The organism is Aquimarina ulvae, assembly GCF_053613295.3.
The window spans coordinates 26,367-43,342 of sequence record NZ_JBSIBP030000007.1 but is presented as its reverse complement, the minus strand read 5'-3'; the positions used below and the strand labels follow the sequence as shown (position 1 = coordinate 43,342).

The 16,976-nt window shown below is 33.7% G+C and carries 17 protein-coding genes; 9 read left to right on the top strand and 8 right to left on the bottom strand.

The features are described 5' to 3' along the window. Positions 1-102: 102 nt before the first annotated feature. Positions 103-372 (top strand): DUF2867 domain-containing protein, encoded by a 270-nt coding sequence (locus ACWGOQ_RS15640; protein WP_452059246.1) that lies wholly within the window; start codon positions 103-105, stop codon positions 370-372. On the opposite strand, the gene ACWGOQ_RS15635 is transcribed toward ACWGOQ_RS15640, so the two are convergent. The 3 genes from ACWGOQ_RS15635 to ACWGOQ_RS15625 form a co-directional block, all read right to left on the bottom strand. Then, positions 344-949: a DUF4230 domain-containing protein gene (locus ACWGOQ_RS15635; RefSeq protein WP_452059080.1), complete on the bottom strand. Its 606-nt coding sequence runs from the start codon at positions 947-949 to the stop codon at positions 344-346. The two genes, ACWGOQ_RS15640 and ACWGOQ_RS15635, sit on opposite strands and share 29 nt — an antisense overlap. A gap of 90 nt (positions 950-1,039) precedes the next feature. Further along, complete coding sequence (locus ACWGOQ_RS15630) at positions 1,040-1,570, bottom strand: DUF4136 domain-containing protein (protein ID WP_452059079.1); 531 nt, start codon at positions 1,568-1,570, stop codon at positions 1,040-1,042. A 76-nt stretch (positions 1,571-1,646) separates the two neighbouring features. Next, on the bottom strand, positions 1,647-1,823 hold the full coding sequence (locus ACWGOQ_RS15625; RefSeq protein WP_452059078.1) for a C1orf53 family protein: 177 nt from the start codon (positions 1,821-1,823) through the stop codon (positions 1,647-1,649). A 28-nt stretch (positions 1,824-1,851) separates the two neighbouring features. Here ACWGOQ_RS15625 and ACWGOQ_RS15620 point away from each other — a divergent pair, with 28 nt between their 5' ends. From ACWGOQ_RS15620 to hemL, 4 genes are read left to right on the top strand one after another with little or no spacing between them, the layout of a single operon-like run. Next, entirely contained in the window at positions 1,852-2,178 is a 327-nt protein-coding gene (locus ACWGOQ_RS15620) for a hypothetical protein (protein ID WP_452059077.1), read from the top strand. A gap of 6 nt (positions 2,179-2,184) precedes the next feature. Then, on the top strand, positions 2,185-3,126 hold the full coding sequence (locus ACWGOQ_RS15615) for a 1-aminocyclopropane-1-carboxylate deaminase/D-cysteine desulfhydrase (RefSeq protein ID WP_452059076.1): 942 nt from the start codon (positions 2,185-2,187) through the stop codon (positions 3,124-3,126). Position 3,127: 1 nt separating this feature from the next. After that, positions 3,128-3,991, top strand: coding sequence for a glucosaminidase domain-containing protein (locus ACWGOQ_RS15610; protein WP_452059075.1), 864 nt, complete (start codon positions 3,128-3,130; stop codon positions 3,989-3,991). Positions 3,992-3,997: 6 nt separating this feature from the next. Next, on the top strand, positions 3,998-5,284 hold the full coding sequence (gene hemL, locus ACWGOQ_RS15605) for a glutamate-1-semialdehyde 2,1-aminomutase (RefSeq protein ID WP_452059074.1): 1,287 nt from the start codon (positions 3,998-4,000) through the stop codon (positions 5,282-5,284). A gap of 96 nt (positions 5,285-5,380) precedes the next feature. Here the strand turns inward: hemL and ACWGOQ_RS15600 are convergent, their stop codons facing one another. The 4 genes from ACWGOQ_RS15600 to ACWGOQ_RS15585 all read right to left on the bottom strand — a co-directional run bounded on the left by ACWGOQ_RS15600 (position 5,381) and on the right by ACWGOQ_RS15585 (position 12,443). Continuing rightward, entirely contained in the window at positions 5,381-7,357 is a 1,977-nt protein-coding gene (locus ACWGOQ_RS15600; protein WP_452059073.1) for a tetratricopeptide repeat-containing sensor histidine kinase, read from the bottom strand. Positions 7,358-7,597: 240 nt separating this feature from the next. Next, positions 7,598-8,140 (bottom strand): GrpB family protein, encoded by a 543-nt coding sequence (locus tag ACWGOQ_RS15595; protein ID WP_452059072.1) that lies wholly within the window; start codon positions 8,138-8,140, stop codon positions 7,598-7,600. 101 nt (positions 8,141-8,241) lie between these two features. Continuing rightward, complete coding sequence (locus ACWGOQ_RS15590) at positions 8,242-10,731, bottom strand: zinc-dependent metalloprotease (RefSeq protein WP_452059071.1); 2,490 nt, start codon at positions 10,729-10,731, stop codon at positions 8,242-8,244. 227 nt (positions 10,732-10,958) lie between these two features. Further along, a complete protein-coding gene (locus ACWGOQ_RS15585) occupies positions 10,959-12,443 on the bottom strand; it encodes a hypothetical protein (RefSeq protein WP_452059070.1) in 1,485 nt (494 codons plus the stop codon). 179 nt (positions 12,444-12,622) lie between these two features. Between ACWGOQ_RS15585 and yiaA the strand changes: the two genes are divergently transcribed. The 4 genes from yiaA (at position 12,623) to ACWGOQ_RS15565 (ending at position 15,774) form a co-directional block, all read left to right on the top strand. Continuing rightward, positions 12,623-13,099 (top strand): inner membrane protein YiaA, encoded by a 477-nt coding sequence (gene yiaA, locus ACWGOQ_RS15580; protein ID WP_452059069.1) that lies wholly within the window; start codon positions 12,623-12,625, stop codon positions 13,097-13,099. A gap of 409 nt (positions 13,100-13,508) precedes the next feature. Beyond that, a complete protein-coding gene (locus ACWGOQ_RS15575) occupies positions 13,509-14,792 on the top strand; it encodes a DUF2157 domain-containing protein (RefSeq protein WP_452059068.1) in 1,284 nt (427 codons plus the stop codon). 11 nt (positions 14,793-14,803) lie between these two features. Continuing rightward, positions 14,804-15,355 carry a GDYXXLXY domain-containing protein gene (locus ACWGOQ_RS15570; RefSeq protein ID WP_452059067.1) on the top strand — a complete coding sequence of 184 codons (552 nt, stop codon included), beginning with the start codon at positions 14,804-14,806 and terminating at the stop codon, positions 15,353-15,355. A 74-nt stretch (positions 15,356-15,429) separates the two neighbouring features. Continuing rightward, a complete protein-coding gene (locus tag ACWGOQ_RS15565; RefSeq protein ID WP_452059066.1) occupies positions 15,430-15,774 on the top strand; it encodes a DUF6515 family protein in 345 nt (114 codons plus the stop codon). Positions 15,775-15,905: 131 nt separating this feature from the next. Here ACWGOQ_RS15565 and ACWGOQ_RS15560 read toward each other — a convergent pair whose 3' ends face one another. Further along, complete coding sequence (locus ACWGOQ_RS15560; RefSeq protein ID WP_452059065.1) at positions 15,906-16,523, bottom strand: SPOR domain-containing protein; 618 nt, start codon at positions 16,521-16,523, stop codon at positions 15,906-15,908. Positions 16,524-16,976 lie beyond the last annotated feature (453 nt).

Sequence of the window (16,976 nt, the reverse complement as noted above, 5' to 3'; positions counted from 1 at the left end):
AAATTATTTGCGTTACGAAATAAGACGGTATCGGTTTTTGGTTTGAAAACTGGTGATGAGATAAAAACAAAAGAAGAAGTGTTACAAAACTTTAAAGGATAAATCTGGGAACAGGTCGGGATTTTTAAAGTATTTGAAAGATACAACCATGAAATTATCTTAGGAGAAGATGGCAATCATCTTAATTTTAGAGTTTCTCTATTTTTAGAACCAAAACCAGATGAGAAGAAAGATTTTACAATTTCAATAATAGTTAATTTTAATAATTGGTTTGGAAGATTATACTTTTTTCCTGCAAAACCATTTCATAAATTGATCGTTCCTACAATGTTACAAGGTACAATTAAAGGATTAACTGCTCAGAATCCGTAATCGAATTGCCTTTGTACATTAGTTTCCAACCTAAAGAATTGGTAAGAATATAAATCTTTTGTAGTTCGCTAATCAATCGATTTTCAGCATTAGATTTTAAAGTAGAAGCTTCAATTTTTTCGTTAAGTTTTCGAATCACTTCGTCTTTGATGAGATTATGATCTTGTGGGTTGAACTGGTTAAAAAAATCTTCTTCCAGATCGTGATATTTGATATCTGGGTTGATGTTGATTTCGGCCTCAGGAATACGTGTAATCGTTAGTGTTTTAGAATCTTTGTCAATAGTGTGCTCTATCTTACTTAAATCATAGGAAACAGTAACACCAGCATTGACCACTACAATCGCTTTTTTTTCTGCTGTAAGTATATCCAAGTAATATTTTTTTGCATCTTTATAAGTAATCACTTCAGAGAAATGCCCTTCCGTTACCACTAATTTGCCAACATTTTTGATTTGGTTGAGAATAAGATCAGAAGACTGCAGTTCAGTTTTTTGTGTTTTGGAATGATTAATTAGATAAGTAATACCTAAGACCATACCTATCGCAATCAATGCACCTAGAAGAAAGTTACGCATATTTTAATGAGTCAAGTTCTGTATAAATGTACATAAAAAAATAGCCTTTCTGTTGAAGAAAAGCTATGTTGTCATTATGAGGAAGAAGTGCTATTTTAATTCTGGAGGATATTTCTCTAATATTGCACTCACGATCTGATTCATTTTTTCTTGTTTTTTATCTACCCTTTTTGTTAAGGCAGCTGTTCCCATCCCTTGCCAGATCAATTCGTTCTTAGAAGCATCAATTAAATCAATATACAAAGTACCTTCGGTAGTTCTGGACACGGTATTAAAACCATTATTCCAAAACCATGGGTTCCATCCCCATCCATACCCCAATCCAAAGTTGTTCTGATAGATATTTACATTTTCCTTTGTTTTTGTAAAGATGCTCACCAATATGTCTGGAGTTTGGGATTTAATAAACCCTTTAGCAGCCATATCAGCTTCAATTGCTCTTAGAATTCGTTTTTTATCGAGATCGCTTATTTCTGCTTTATCTATACCCGGCTTATAAAAGGCATAGCTTTTGTAACTACTAAAATTGGTTTGCCTATCATAATCAGAAGCTACTCTAACGGTGGAGCATGAGCTGAGTGTTATGATAAGGACTAGTGATAAAAGAGAGAAAAATTTCATAATCCTGTGTTTTATGTATTCGACAATATTTTTATATAATATAGACACAACAATCATACCACGAGCGCTATAAAAACTACTCTTTTGTATACTTGTTTGTCTTTTTATCATAACCATAGGGACAATGCCTACATCCGCTTTCGCAACAATACCCTCTTTTAAGATGGTATTGTTCTGTAAAGCATCGATACCCTTCAGGAGTAAGATAGTAGTCTCCTTCTTCGGGTTTTAGTGTTTTTTTTTGGTTGTTCATTTTTACAAAAGTACTATCTTGCGCTAAGATGCCAATTGTAGTTAACAAATATTTGATAGGTCGGCGCTTTGTGGGAATTGCCCTTTGGCCTTTTATTGTGGTAAAATATCATCATCTAAAGAGAGATGAAGTTTTTATAAATCACGAAAAAATTCACTTAAAACAGCAATTAGAGTTGTTTGTGATACCATTCTACTTTTTATATCTTGTGGAGTATGTAATTCGGTTTGTTCAATATCGAAATTCACAAGAAGCGTATCGTAATATTTCTTTTGAGCGTGAAGCGTACGAGATGGAAACAGAACTTTCTTACCTGAAGCATCGTAAACTCTGGAGTTTTATTAAATATTTTTAACCTGTTATGGATTTTTTTTCTTCGGAAGCTAAGATTTCAAAAAATGAAAAAATAGTTGATCCCATGCTTAAAAAGGCAGGAGTTTCAGTAGTTATGAAACGAGAAGATCAACTTCATAAGGATGTCTCTGGAAATAAATTTAGAAAACTGAAATATAACGTAATGGAGACTAAAAGATCAGGTTTTAGCACCCTACTAACTTTTGGAGGTGCCTACAGCAATCATATTGCTGCTACTGCCTCTGCTGGAAAATTAGTTGGTATAAAGACTGTTGGTGTAATAAGAGGAGAAGAACTGGCAAAGGATTTGAAACATACATTGTCCGAAAATGATACACTGCGATTTGCAAACGAACAAAGCATGATATTAAAGTTTGTTAGCAGAACAGCTTACAGGGAAAAAGCTTCAGCAAAGTTTTTAGAAGAATTAAAAGAAGAGTTTGGATCATTTTATATGGTTCCGGAAGGAGGAACCAATGCTTTAGCCATCAAGGGATGTGAGGAGATTTTAACTACAGGCGATAATGGTTATGATTATATCTGTTGTCCTGTAGGAACTGGTGGTACAATTTCAGGAATTATTAATTCAAGTTTGGCGCATCAGCAAGTGATTGGTTTTCCTTCTTTAAAAGGTAGCTTTCTTTCTGAAGAAATAAAAAAGTATGCTTATAAAAAAAACTGGAATTTAGTAGAGGACTATCATTTTGGGGGTTATGGCAAAATAAACACAGAGTTAATTGAGTTTATCAATACATTCTGGGATGTTCAAAATATAGCCTTAGATCCTATCTATACCGGAAAGATGATGTATGGTCTTTTTGATCAGATTAAGAACGGGGTTTTTACAAAAAATACTCGTATTTTAGCCATTCATACCGGAGGTTTACAAGGGATTTCGGGTATGAATAAAAAATTGTACAAAAAAAAGCTCCCGCTTATTAAAATTTGATATGAACGTGAGGAAAATTTTAATCTTGTTTGGTGTTACTACGCTCTTGATTTCTTGTGGAGGTAGCAAAAAGACAACAGCTGCTACAAGAACCCCAGCTGTTTCTGCAAGAAAAGCAGAGATCAGTAGAGAAATAAAAGAAATAAAAGAGCAGAAGGAAACAAAAACACCTCTTGCTACTGTTTCTTATAAAGAAAAAGTCCAGAATTATATATTTGAGTATGCCAATATCGCTAAACACGAAATGGTCCAATATGGTATTCCAGCCAGTATTACATTGGCTCAAGGAATCCTGGAGTCTGGAGCAGGTTATGGGGAACTCACAGGAAAAGCGAAAAATCATTTTGGAATTAAATGCCATGATTGGACGGGAGATAGGGTCTATCACGATGATGATCTTTCTCAGGAATGTTTTAGGAAATATGAAAAAGCAAGTCACTCTTTTAGAGATCACTCGTTGTTCCTAAAAAACAGAAGGCGCTATAAGAAACTTTTTACCTATAAACCAGATGATTATAAATCTTGGGCATATGGCTTGCGTGCTGCTGGTTATGCGACGGATAAGAAGTACCCTGTTAAACTTATAAGTATTATAAAAAGATATAATTTGGATAAGTTCGATGCTGAGGTTTTAGGAAAAAGATACATTGCCGAAAAACCCAAAAAATCTAAAAGGGAAACATCTTCTATAACAAAAAATGGCGAGTATGTGGTTCAGAAAGGAGATACGCTTTATTCTATATCAAGAAGACATAACATGAAAGTTGCTGAACTTAAAGCGTATAATAATTTAAAAGATAATGCAATCGCCATCGGACAAGTTTTGAAAGTAGAAGAGCCTGATGATGATTCTGAAGAATTTTAATCTAATATGATTTATAAAAGAAGTAGTGCTCTATTTAATGAGGCTCAAAAAGTAATTCCCGGAGGAGTTAACTCACCAGTACGTGCGTTTAAAGCAGTAGGAGGAGATCCAATTTTTGTCAAAGAAGCAAAAGGAGCGTATTTATATGATGAAGATGGAAATCGTCTTATAGATTATATAAACTCCTGGGGTCCAATGATTCTGGGGCACGCACATCCGCCAGTGGTACAGGCTGTTGTCGATAAAGCAAAAAAAGGAACCAGTTTTGGAATGCCAACCGAAATTGAAACTAAGATTGCAGAGTTAGCAGTATCTATGGTGCCTAATATAGACAAAATACGATTTGTAAACTCAGGTACCGAAGCCTGTATGAGTGCTGTAAGATTAGCGCGTGGATTTACCAAAAAAGATAAAATTATAAAATTTGCAGGTTGTTATCACGGACATAGTGATTCTTTTTTGATTCAGGCGGGTAGTGGTGCAGTTACTTTTGGCAGCCCTAATAGCCCAGGTGTAACGGCAGGTACTGCAAAAGATACTTTGCTAGCACGTTATAATGATTTAGCAAATGTAGAAAATATTGTTAAGTCTAATAAAGAAGAAATTGCTTGTATTATCGTAGAACCTGTTGCCGGCAATATGGGGTGTATTCCGCCAGTTAAAGGTTTTCTGGAAGGACTGCGTTCTCTTTGTGATGCAAATGATATATTGTTAGTTTTTGATGAGGTGATGACCGGTTTTAGGTTGGCAAAAGGCGGAGTCCAAGAATTAGTAGGAGTGCGTGCCGATATCGTTACTTTTGGCAAAGTAATTGGAGGAGGACTTCCTGTTGGAGCATTCGCTGCCAGAGATGAAATCATGAATCATTTGGCTCCTTTAGGTCCGGTGTATCAGGCCGGAACATTAAGTGGTAATCCGTTGGCAATGGCGGCAGGATTAGCCATGTTAACCGAGTTAAATGATAACACGGCTATTTTTGATAGTATTGGAAAAAAGACAGCGTATTTACATGAAGGAATGGCTAAGGTGTTAAAAGAGAAAAACGTGGTGCATACCATAAACCGAATCGGTTCTATGATTTCTGTTCATTTTTCTGAAGATTCGGTTATTGATTTCGAAAGTGCTGCCAAAGGGAATAATGAAACATTTAAGAAATTCTTTCATGGGATGCTGAATCAAGGAATTTATATTGCCCCCAGTGCTTTTGAAACCTGGTTTATTACAGAGGCTTTGACTTATAATGATCTCGATGAAACTATAAAAGCTGTGGCTATTACTGCGGAAAACTTATAAAATACAAAAGCCAATCTTGATCAGATTGGCTTTTGTATATGTGCTTTTTAAAATGAAAATTAAACTTTTGAGAATATAACTCACAAACTTTTCTATTTAGGATGCTTTTGGTAATGTGATGCAAAAAGTACTTCCTTTACCCAAGATACTTCTTACATTAATTTCACCTTTATTAAGTTCGACGAGTTCCTTACATATTCTTAACCCAAGACCAGTTCCAGTTTCTTGTTGTGTACCTTCTGTTGTAAAGGTTTCTTCTGCAAACAATTTACCTAAGTTCTCTTGTGGTATGCCTATCCCAGTATCCTGAAAACAGATCTCGTAATGTTTTTCTTTTTCTTCTGAAAGTAACGTGATTGAATCACCGGGTTTGCAAAATTTAATAGCATTTGCAATTAAGTTTTGCGACACTATAGAGAACATATCTTTATCAGCATACACCATAGTCGAATCTAATTGGTTATTAAGTTTGATATCCTTGAGCTCTGCTTTAGGTTCAAAAAAGGTAAATTTACTATTGATCACATCTTTGATATTAAATTCGGTTGGTTTAGCATTTAGTTCTTTCATTTGCGATTTTGACCAATTCAGCAAATTATTAAGCATAATTGAAGTTTGATGCGTTTTGTTTGCCAGTAAAGGAACGATTTGTTGAAATTCTTCTTTAGAGATAGCATCTTCTTTTAAAAGGTTTAAAGTTCCATCAAGACCGTGGATTTCATTTTTTAGATCATGTGATATGATAGAGAATAGTTTGTTTTTTACCTGATTAGATTCATTTAATTGTTTGATGTATCTCTTTCGTTCCCTTCTTGTTTTTACAATAAAAACCATGAAGATAAATATGAGTATTGAGACACCTAAACTGATAAAAGTAAATATTCGATATCTGTATAGTTCTTCTTTGGTTTGTAATTCTGTTTTTTTCTGTGCTTCCAGAAGTTTCAGTTGTTCTAATTCAGATTTGAAACGTTCCTCTGCTTGAGAGATTTTTTTTACAGTTTCATCAGATGAATTTTGATCTGCTATTTTCTGATACTTTTTTTGCCAGGCAAATGCTTCTGCCAAATTATTTCTAGCAGAATCTAATGTTGCAGAATATCTGTAATTCGTAAGTAACAATGGTTTCGTTTGTAGTGTTAATAATTCTGTACGAGCTTCAGCTAAAAGACGTTCGGCTTTTTCATATTCTTTGGTTTTTATAGCAATTAAGCCCAACTGCTGTTTAGCATTAGCGGCAACTTTATTATTTTGTGTTTTTACTGCGGCTTGGTACGAAGAGTCATAATATTTTTTGGATTTCTGATACTCTTTTTTACCGAGAGCTATAGAGGCTAATCGGTTGTAAGACAAAGATTCACTTAGTGTATTATTATTTTTCTTGCTAATCTTTAAGGCTTCTTTGGTAAGTACTTCTGCGCTGTCCATTCTTTTTTGAGCAATGTAAATCAAAGCTAAATTGCTAAGTGATGCGCCTAGTTTTTTTGAATTATATTGCTTTTTTAGTACTATTGATTTTTTATAATATTTTTCTGCCAGTTCATAATTATTAATATCCGAGTAGATATTGGCCATATTATTATAGGTGCTGGATAAGATTAAACCATCTTCTATTCTTTCAAAATATAGGTTGGCTTCCAGGATGTAATGAATCGCTTGTTCCGAGTTTCCTCTTCCTTGTTCTATGGTGGATTTATTATTATTAATGATCGCAAGCCCTCTGGGATAATTAGCTATTTTATAATAAATAATAGCTTTATCATAATTATGAAAAGCTTTGATGTGTTTCTGAGTATGGTTATAAATGTTACCAATTTGTTTATACACATCTCCAATTCCTCTGTTATATTGTATTTTTTTGGAAATGGATAATAGTTCTTCTTCGTATGATAATGCGATTTCGAAATTTCCTTGAACCCAAAGTTCTTTGAAATGTTTTATTGCGTCATCAAAAAGAATAGAATCTTTTTGAGTTTTTATTGTTGGAAGTATGCTGTCTAGAGATTTTTGTTGCGAAAAACAATAAGAATTCAGCAGCATGCATAGGCCTATGATAAGAGTAGTTTTTTTCATACATTCTATTTTGGGGAAACAGATTAAATGCAAAAATATTCCACAAATTACGTTTAAATATTTATTTAAAGCTATTTTTGTAGTATTATTCTTTCAAAAAAAATGTAATTTAGTTACGGTTTTAGCAGAACAACCTATTTTAACGTTTTTCACGGCTTGTGTTTAATCACTGGTATCGTAAGTTCGAATCAATAGTAGGATAGAAATTACACTACTTTTTTAGAAGTTATCGGGTAGTTTTTATTTCTTAGTATCCAACATTTTTTTCTCTAAGTCAATTATAGAGCATATAAATTCTTTTGCTTTTATTTCTTTGATTAAGTTATATGCTTTTCTGTTTTGATCTGCCCTTTCTGCTATTGTATATTTAAGATTCTGATATGTTAATCTAGCAGTTTTATTTTTTCTTAAATGATCTCTAAACAGCAAATGTTTATCTAATTCATCGCTATGTATTGGGCAAGCATATAAATGATGTGGTATGCTATCCAGAATTTTGTTTTGAACGGTTCCATTTCTTTTAAAAACTTCTCTATGAAGAATTCCCTGATTGCCATTATGATAATATCCTATACTAGCTAATCCAGTCTTTATTTTTTTAAAATCTGAATCTTTATTGTAGATAATATCGATATCAATGATTGGTTTGGATGCCAATCCCGAAACTGACGTGCTTCCTACGTGTTCAATTTTAATTGTAATTCCCGTTACAGCATTTTCAAGTTCCTTCTTTATACTCTGGAAATATTCTTTCCATTCTGAGGTATATTCCTGTATGAGCATAAGATAATCTACTTTTGGTGAGTCTTGTTTAGTAATTTAATTCTACTAAAAGTAATAGCGATGATTCAAGATTGCCATCAATAATGATATAATAAATATTGTTATTTTTTAGGCTCTAATATTAAAGAAACTCTCTCTAAAGCGTCCTGCAAGTGATAACGGGTCATTCTATCAGAAGTTCTACCTAATGCGTTTCTGATATCTCTCTGTAAGTTTTTAAGTTCTGCTCTTACAATTGGTCTGATATCACTTTGTGATACATTCACATTAGTTCGTCTTACGAAACGTCTTATATTAGCCGGAATTGGTGTTTGCTCTTTAGTCATTAAAAACTCTAATCGCTCAATATATGCTCTTTGTAGATTACGACGATATACATCGATTGATGCTCCTTTTCTTAGCTCACTCCATAGACCAGACCTAAGTTCTGTCATCATATCGATTAATGTATACGCATCTTTTTTATTGATCGCTTCGTTCTCAATAAGCCTGGCCATTCTTCCCTGATCTAACAGATTGTTCAGCGTTCTAGTCTGAAAACCGCGTACGCGTTCTACACTACCTGCGAATTCAATTTTGTTGAAAATCGTATCATCTAATAACCAATCTGGTGTAGTAAATAATTGATTTTGTATGAACTTCATAGCGCGCTTTTGGTTTTCTTTGGTTACATGAGTATATACAGCTCCTTCTTGATCATATGTCTTATAGTATTCATATACACCTCCTATATTAGAAGCAACGTGCCCCATATACCTATTATATTGACTTAATACCTGTCCGTACATGGTTTGTAGGTCATCATAATTCTTACCGTCTTCTGCTGTCCACTGGATTAAATTGGGTACAATTCTTTTTAGATTAGCAATTCCATAAGTACTTGCTTTAACTGCGTCATCTCCAAGATCTTCTGTTTGTGAGCTAGGGTCAATCACCCCAAACTGTTGTCTTCCGAAACGATATTTAGGATCGTCTGCGTGTTTTAATATCCAACTATCCAAGGTTTTCTTTTCTTCTTCCGCAGTAGTTCCAAGAATTGGTCGGTATCCCCATCGAATAGCATGTTTATCATAAATACCTATTTCTGGCATTAATGCAACATCTCCATCACCTGGTTGTGCGATATAATTAAAACGTGCATAATCCATAATTGATGGTGCTGTTCCATATTTTTTTGTGAATTCAGGATCACGGAGGGATTCCACAGGGTATGCTGTACTACTTCCCATATTATGCGGTAAACCTAAGGTATGACCCACTTCGTGCGAAGAAACAAATCTAATAAGTCGGCCCATCACTTCATCTTTGAAAGCGACCCCTTGCGCATCAGGGTTTATTGCTGCTGTTTGCACAAAGAACCAATTGCGCAGTAGCGTCATTACGTTATGATACCAGTTGATATCACTTTCCAAAATTTCCCCAGATCTGGGGTCACTTACGTGGGGTCCGTTTGCATTAGGAATCGGAGAAGCCAAATACCGCACAACAGAATACCGCGCATCTTCTGGACTCCAATCAGGGTCTTCTTCTTTAGTCGGAGGATCTTTGGCAATTATTGCTTCTTTGAAACCGGCTTCTTCAAAAGCTACTTGCCAATCTTCGATACCTTGTTTGATATATTTTCTCCATTTTTTTGGAGTAGCTCTGTCGATATAATACACAATTTGCTTTTTGGGTACAACTAACTCTCCTCTTTTAAATTTTTCAATATCTTCATCTCTTACTTCTAGTCTCCATTTATCTAAATATCGTATTGTCTTACTTTCCTGAGCTTCTAATCCGTAATCTGTTTGTCCTCTTGCGAACCATCCTACGCGTTGATCGAAATACCTTCGTTTCATTGGTGTTTCTGGGAGTAGGATCATTGAGTTGCTCATCTCTAAAGAAATGGTTCCTGTACTGGCATTAGAAGGGGGTTCTCCTGCGTTGTATGTTTTTACGTGTCGCGTTTCAATATTAAGAGGATAACTCCGTATAGAATCTATGTATGACAAGTTTGCGTCTAATCGTGTGATCTTATATCTTTTTCTTCTCGATGCAGGGAAACCAAGTGCTTTTACATCTTTTTTGAAAAGATCGGTAACTTCAATAACCGTTGCGTTATTTATAGAGTCTTTATGAAAGGCTTTTATAGGAAATGAAAACAGAACAGGTTCGAAATTAGAATTAACCACAGCTTCATGAATCGGTAACGAATCTGCCGCATACACCTGATAAGACACTACACGAAGTAGTACTTGTTTGTTTTTCTTTTGCCATCTAAGTACTTGTGTATTTTGCTTCCCTCCACCGAAACCTATACCCGTAGCGGTCTTTGCAATTCTTGTAACCATTAGCATTTCTCTATTAAACAGAGAATCCGGAATCTCATAGTAATAGGTGTTCTCTATATTATGTACTGTAAAAAGACCAGGGTCACTTTTCGCTTTTTCCGTAATGACCTCGCTGTAAGTTTTGATAGGATTTTTATCCTTAGCAGGTTTTTTAGCTGCAGTGGTAGCTGGTTGTTTTTCTTTTTTATTTTGTAATGATGAACAACTAGAAAGTGTAATGGTAAATACCAGTAAAAGATAGAACGTATTTTTGAGCATGAGTTGTTTTTTATCGCTCGAAGATAAATAAATAACAGAGCGTGATAAGTGAAAAGAACGTTAAAAACTATCAATCAGCACTTCAATATCTTATGAATTAGAAATTAATACTCTATAAGGCATAATCTTTTTTTAAACCTCACTTATAAAATAGTCTTAATCCAACATATAGTCTCATCTTTTATGAGTAAGATCGCTGATATAAATGATAGGTATCTTCAATGTTACTATTGATGTACCACTTCTAGTGTGGTTTGATATAAGTCTGATTTTAAAACGCGAGCTTTGAGCCAGGCATAAAAACTCATCGCAAATATATCCTCTTGATCAGGGCTGTTTTGGATTAGAGATTTTTCGATTTTAAATAAAAATTCTTTTGTATTTATAGTATTACCTTTTAGGTAATAATCGTTTGCCAGTGATAAAAACTCCAATACGCGATTCTCACCGTTATTTCTTAAATAGCTATTGTGTTTTTTCCTAAAACTTTTTATTCTGGACTCTACTAAATCCATGTGATCCAATTCTATATGTAACAATATTTCGGTCAGATTCTTTTTAATCACCCAGATGATTCCCGCTTTTTGCATATACCAGGTATCACTATGGTATAATTCATTGAAAAGCCTTAAAGCATCTTTCCATCTAGATTGCTGGAAGTAACATACAATCAATGATAATTTCAGGTCTAAAATATAAGTGGTTTGATCCTTGAAAATACTGTGATCAAAACTTTCTAATATGGAGATTGCCTTTGTCGCTTGACCTGTATAGTTATGGTTTAAAACTTCTAAAAGACAGTATTGTGGAAGAAACCTTTTGTAATATTTCTTTTGTTGCCTAGTCATTTGTTCCTCCATTTTTTTTAGATACCCAAGAGAATTTACAAAATCTTTGTTCCTAAAATATGAATTCGATACATAATAAAGTATCTGAATATGATAGAATAAATGTTTATGTGTAAGTTGTTCTTTTGATTCTATTTGTTGATACGTTTTTTCTACAAAAGAAAGAATCGAATGAAAATTACGTGTTACATTGGCTGCTTTATTAGCAATTTCTAAAATTTTGAATAATGATCTAAACGTCAGATCCTGATAAATTGAAATATCATAAGCGCGCAAAGAATCTTTAATGATCTTTGTGATATCATTCTCATTTTGCAAAAGTTTATTTTGAATGTTTGCATAAAAGAGATTTAAATTCTCTTCCTGTTTTAATAAAGTTTGATTACGTTTAAAATCCTGTATTACAATTTCTAAGGAGATGCTTGGGTCTACGTGAGCATATTGAATTTTTGTATAATAAATTTCATGTAATACACTAAAGAGATCATAGGTTTTAGCTTTTAATTCGGCTTTCTTGATGGTTTTTAAAGCAATTTTATACTGTTTTTGCTCAAAGAAAATTCTACTGGCCAGTAATAGTTTGAAAATTTCCATCTCTTCAGAGGTTTCGTTTTCAAAACTTTTGCTGGCAATAAAATCAATAAGGTTATCGTGCAGTCTTTTACACAGTGCATGAAAAGCACCTTTTGACTTTTTTCCATATATCTGAATATCTAAGTTTTTATTATCTGGTGAGGTATCCAAAAGCTTGAATAACTGAATGTTTTTAGTATCATTTCTTTTATTCTTTTGCTTAAGAACATGAATGAAAATCCTTTTTTCTTCAACGGATAAGGTTCTAATTATAGTAGAGAGTGTATTCATTATATCGTAAGTATATAGGGATTAAATATAACTTTAAAATTGAAAAAATGAATTAAAGCAATGAAATATATCGTAAGTTTTTTATGAAAATAGAGTTTTTAAACTGATCAAGTCGTTGCAAATTTGTCCTGTTCAAAACAAACAATTGAAATAAAAATTAATCATCAAAATCAATTATTATGGATTACAAATTTAGTAATGATGTAACAGAAGAGGTTAGTAATGACAACATCGATAAAAAAGAAATCAAGGTGTATGATCAAAAACCAACAGCTGCCTTTATAGGGGCTTCATGGGTAGCGTTGTTAGCAGGTATGGTGTCTTTTTGCACAGGTTTGTGGAATGCAGATATGCTGCTCAACGAGAAAGGCTACTACTTTACTATTCTTTTATTTGGGTTGTTCTCTGCAGTATCCGTACAAAAAAACGTACGAGATAAGTTAGAAGGATTGCAGGTAACAGAAATCTATTATGGAATTAGCTGGTTTGCCGCCTTGGCATCCATCGTTTTATTGATCATTGGATTATGGAATGCCGATCTGGATCTAAGTGAAAAAGGATTCTATGGAATGTCATTCACCCTTAGTTTGTTCTCAGCTATCGCAGTGCAAAAAAATACCAGAGATAAAAAATTTATTGAAGCAAAAGAAGTGTAATTGGAAAACAAATCAAAAGGAGGAACTGGATGATTACAGTTCCTTGTTTTGATGATTAGAGAAGGCAGCTACAGAGCTGTGGCTGTCTTTTTTATTTAGAAATAACTCTTATGAAAGATACCAGAAGACGTGCGCACGCATTCTTTCTGGTTTTATTAGGGTTTTTAATCCTTTGTGTCCAAAACAATATGGGTCACAGGTGGTGGAGCCTCTTTGATATTTGTATTGACAATACCATTCTTTATTAGTGTGGGAGTTATTTTCGGAGCCATTGTTTTCTATGGTATAAGGCCTTTAATCAATAGGAGAATGATAGTGTACTTACTGACCTGCTTTTATAATTCGCTGTTAGTAGGGACATTGTTGATGTTTCCTTTTGAATAAATACATTTTATAAAACCGTCAAAACATGATTTCAAAATTTCAAAATGAATTAAAAGAACTGGTCACAGATCAGGTAATCTCACTAGAGATCGCAGATAGGATTTCTTCATATTTTGATCAAAAGCAAGCACCTAAACCCAATAGGTTATTTACTATATTCGGAATTTTTGGAGCGTTGTTGATAGGATCCGGAATCATTCTGATGCTGGCGCATAATTGGGATGATTTCTCCAGATTGACAAAAACCATAGTAGCATTTGTCCCTCTAATTACCGGGCAATGTATCACAGGATTTTCCATAATTAAAAATAAAAGCCGTACGTGGAAAGAAGCTTCAGGCACCTTTTTGTTTTTTGCGGTAGGAGCCAGTATTTCTTTAGTAAGTCAGATTTATAATTTATCGGGTGATTTAGGGTCTTTTTTAAAAACCTGGATCACCCTTTGTTTACCATTGATTTACTTGCTTAGATCTCATGCAGTAATGCTATTGGTTATCTTGTCAAGTACTTATTATGTAGCAGAAGTTGGCCTTTGGAATTATAAAAATGATAGTATTACTTGGTGGTATTTGGTTTTTATATTGGCAATCATACCCTATTATATACTAGAGATAAAGAATCAATTATTAAGCAATGCAGCCACAATTTTTAATTGGATGATACCGGCAAGTATAGCAGTCGGACTCGGGGCATTTATAAATGATAATGAAGAATTAGGCTTTGTCGTGTATATGACTCTTTTTGGCATATATTATAATTTAGGAAGGCATCCATTATTCAAAGAATTAAGAACACTAAGAAATGGATTCTTGATTCTTGGTTCTTTGGGGACGACCATTGTATTGATGATATGCACTTTTAGATGGTTGTGGGCAGAAATTCTTGATACCACGATGTATGTTTCTCAGGAATTCTATATCTCTTTGGTTTTAGAAATTGTGGCAATATCAGTGTTACTATTTAATATCATCAAGGAAGGAATCCGATCTGTTAATTTATTTCAGGTATCGTTTCTGATATTCTCGGTGTTATTCTACTCATTTTCTGGAATGACCACACTACCAATGACCTTAACCAATATATTGGTTTTTACTTTGGGTATTTCTGCTATTAAGATTGGGACAGACAAATATAATTTTGGAGTTCTTAATTATGGATTGCTGGTCGTTTCCATACTAATCATCTGCAGGTTCTTTGATACAGATATGAGCTTTGTGATTCACGGATTGTTATTTATTACTATCGGTTTGGGTTTTTTTCTAACCAACTACATTATGTTAAGAAGGCAACAGAAAATGGTAAAACAATAAAAATTGGACATATGAAAATCATGTATTTATTAATTTTATTCGTTGTGTTGGCATTGGCTCAGATTTACGTTCCAACTCAGATGATTTTAGGGAGTGAGGATATTTTAAACTCAGGAGTAGCTTATAAGTTTAAAACAAGACCTATTGATCCTACTGATCCCTTTAGAGGGAAGTATATCACACTCCAGTACGAGATGAATCATTTTGAAACGAACGATACTACCTATGTAGTAGGTGAGGAGATTTATATCTATCTTAAAAATGATGATAAAGGTTTTGCGGAGGTCTCTGAAATCAGTAAAACGTCCTTAGAAAGTGAAGCTGACTACGTGACCGCCAGAGTAACGTATTATTACAAAAACAAGGTTAATTTTCAGTTACCATTCAATATATTTTATATGGAAGAAACAAAGGCGTATGATGCAGAGCTGGCATATACGAGAGCCAATAGAGATAGTCGTTTGGATAATGTATATGCATTAGTATATATCAAAGATGAAGATGTAGTTCTTAAAGATGTATTTATAAATGAAATCCCGATACAAGAGTACGTTGAGAAATAATTTATATCTGAAGGAATTAAACCTTTTTTAACAGCGGTAGTCATAATAACGAAGAACAAAAAATAAGGATTATTATGAGAACACTATCAAAAATGTTTGTATTAGGTTTTTTGTTATCTACAGTAACTATCTCTTGCACAACAACAGTTCGAGTACGTCCAACAAATCGGGTAATGATCACTAAAGTACATCGTCCTAAAATTGTATTTCATAACAATGTAAAATACTACAGAAGCGATGGTGTTTGGTATGTAAAAAAGAATAGAAGGTATGTAACTGTCGCAGCTCCGGTAGGACTTCGTGTAAATACGTTACCCGCAGGATATAGGGTGATTACAGTAAGAGGTGCAAGATATTACAGGCACAAAGGAGTCTATTACAAAAGATCTGGTAGGACCTATCTGATAGTACAGGTATAGCGAGTTTTAGATTAAATTGGTTAGTTTAGTTAAGAAAATTCCTTGAGGTTTTATAAAAAAGCTCAGGGTTTTTTTATTGGTGACCCACTTCGACAGAAAAAGTTACAGGGCAACGCATTCGAAAAACTGAATTACCAAGCTTCTTCAATTTTTATACGTTCTCCATTTTGGTAAGAAGCTATAAAGGCACCTCTAAAGCCTAAACGGACTAACTCTCTACGAAATTTTTTAGCCTCCGATAATGAAGCAAAATTACCAAGTGCATATTTATTAAAGCTACCTGCTTTGATCTCTTTAAAATTAACAAATTTCTCAGAGTAAAGCGATAAATCTTTTTTCTCGAAAGCTCCTATCTGAACCGCATACACTAATTGATCTTTTAAAGAAGCTTTCTCTTGCTCTTCATCCATATCGTTTCCAGAGGCATTAATCTCCTGATCCATCGATAAATTTTTGATAGTTTCTTCAAGTTCAGCAATTTTATTCTTTAGCATCATTGATTCTTTGTTAGCTTCGCTTTTAGCGATCATTCCATCAGAGGTGCTAAATTTCATAAAATATACAGTTCCTGCAATTCCTAGAAGAGCTATAATTCCCAATATGATCGTAGCGATTTTAAACTTTCTGGTATTTTCCTGTTCGTCAGAAAGGGCTTTGTTATGAGCGTAGTTAGTAGCTCTTTTTTCTTCTTTTGCTTCATCTATTTGAACCTGAAAATTCAATAGTTCATCATCACTGATATAAGGCATGAGTTGTGGTTTTAATGTGGTCAAATATAGGTGATTATTGTTTTATCCAAAAATTATATTACTGATAAACCGTAGTTTCTTCATTGAGTGTACTCGTTTTTTATGTTTATTGTTAATAATAACAGTAGCGGAATATAGGAATAAAAAGATTGTAAAATAAGGTGCAAAGTAATCCTTATAGGAAATAACTTTTCTGTTTCATAAGTAAGAATGGATAAATGTAGGATTTTTCTAAAGAAGAGTAGTAAAAAGGAAATCGGGGACCACATAACGGCAATTAATTACATCACATCGAATACCTGTAAAGGCTGGAAATATTATAAACACTAGTACGTTATCTCTTTTTCGGTAGTCTATTTTAAAGATCTTTCCCACCCTAATCAAAAATAGAGTACTGCTGGTTTTATTGTACACAAAACTTAACCAACGTGAGCGTAGGCATATACCTAAGGG

Coding starts and splice junctions, on each gene's coding strand:
- ACWGOQ_RS15590 (WP_452059071.1), bottom strand. CDS start 10,731: ATGCTCAAAAATACGTTCTATCTTTTACTGGTATTTACCATTACACTT.
- ACWGOQ_RS15560 (WP_452059065.1), bottom strand. CDS start 16,523: ATGCCTTATATCAGTGATGATGAACTATTGAATTTTCAGGTTCAAATA.
- ACWGOQ_RS15565 (WP_452059066.1), top strand. CDS start 15,430: ATGAGAACACTATCAAAAATGTTTGTATTAGGTTTTTTGTTATCTACA.
- hemL (WP_452059074.1), top strand. CDS start 3,998: ATGATTTATAAAAGAAGTAGTGCTCTATTTAATGAGGCTCAAAAAGTA.
- ACWGOQ_RS15575 (WP_452059068.1), top strand. CDS start 13,509: ATGATTTCAAAATTTCAAAATGAATTAAAAGAACTGGTCACAGATCAG.
- ACWGOQ_RS15635 (WP_452059080.1), bottom strand. CDS start 949: ATGCGTAACTTTCTTCTAGGTGCATTGATTGCGATAGGTATGGTCTTA.
- ACWGOQ_RS15625 (WP_452059078.1), bottom strand. CDS start 1,823: ATGAACAACCAAAAAAAAACACTAAAACCCGAAGAAGGAGACTACTAT.
- ACWGOQ_RS15600 (WP_452059073.1), bottom strand. CDS start 7,357: ATGAAAAAAACTACTCTTATCATAGGCCTATGCATGCTGCTGAATTCT.
- ACWGOQ_RS15610 (WP_452059075.1), top strand. CDS start 3,128: ATGAACGTGAGGAAAATTTTAATCTTGTTTGGTGTTACTACGCTCTTG.
- ACWGOQ_RS15585 (WP_452059070.1), bottom strand. CDS start 12,443: ATGAATACACTCTCTACTATAATTAGAACCTTATCCGTTGAAGAAAAA.
- ACWGOQ_RS15595 (WP_452059072.1), bottom strand. CDS start 8,140: ATGCTCATACAGGAATATACCTCAGAATGGAAAGAATATTTCCAGAGT.
- ACWGOQ_RS15570 (WP_452059067.1), top strand. CDS start 14,804: ATGAAAATCATGTATTTATTAATTTTATTCGTTGTGTTGGCATTGGCT.
- ACWGOQ_RS15630 (WP_452059079.1), bottom strand. CDS start 1,570: ATGAAATTTTTCTCTCTTTTATCACTAGTCCTTATCATAACACTCAGC.
- ACWGOQ_RS15615 (WP_452059076.1), top strand. CDS start 2,185: ATGGATTTTTTTTCTTCGGAAGCTAAGATTTCAAAAAATGAAAAAATA.
- ACWGOQ_RS15620 (WP_452059077.1), top strand. CDS start 1,852: ATGCCAATTGTAGTTAACAAATATTTGATAGGTCGGCGCTTTGTGGGA.
- yiaA (WP_452059069.1), top strand. CDS start 12,623: ATGGATTACAAATTTAGTAATGATGTAACAGAAGAGGTTAGTAATGAC.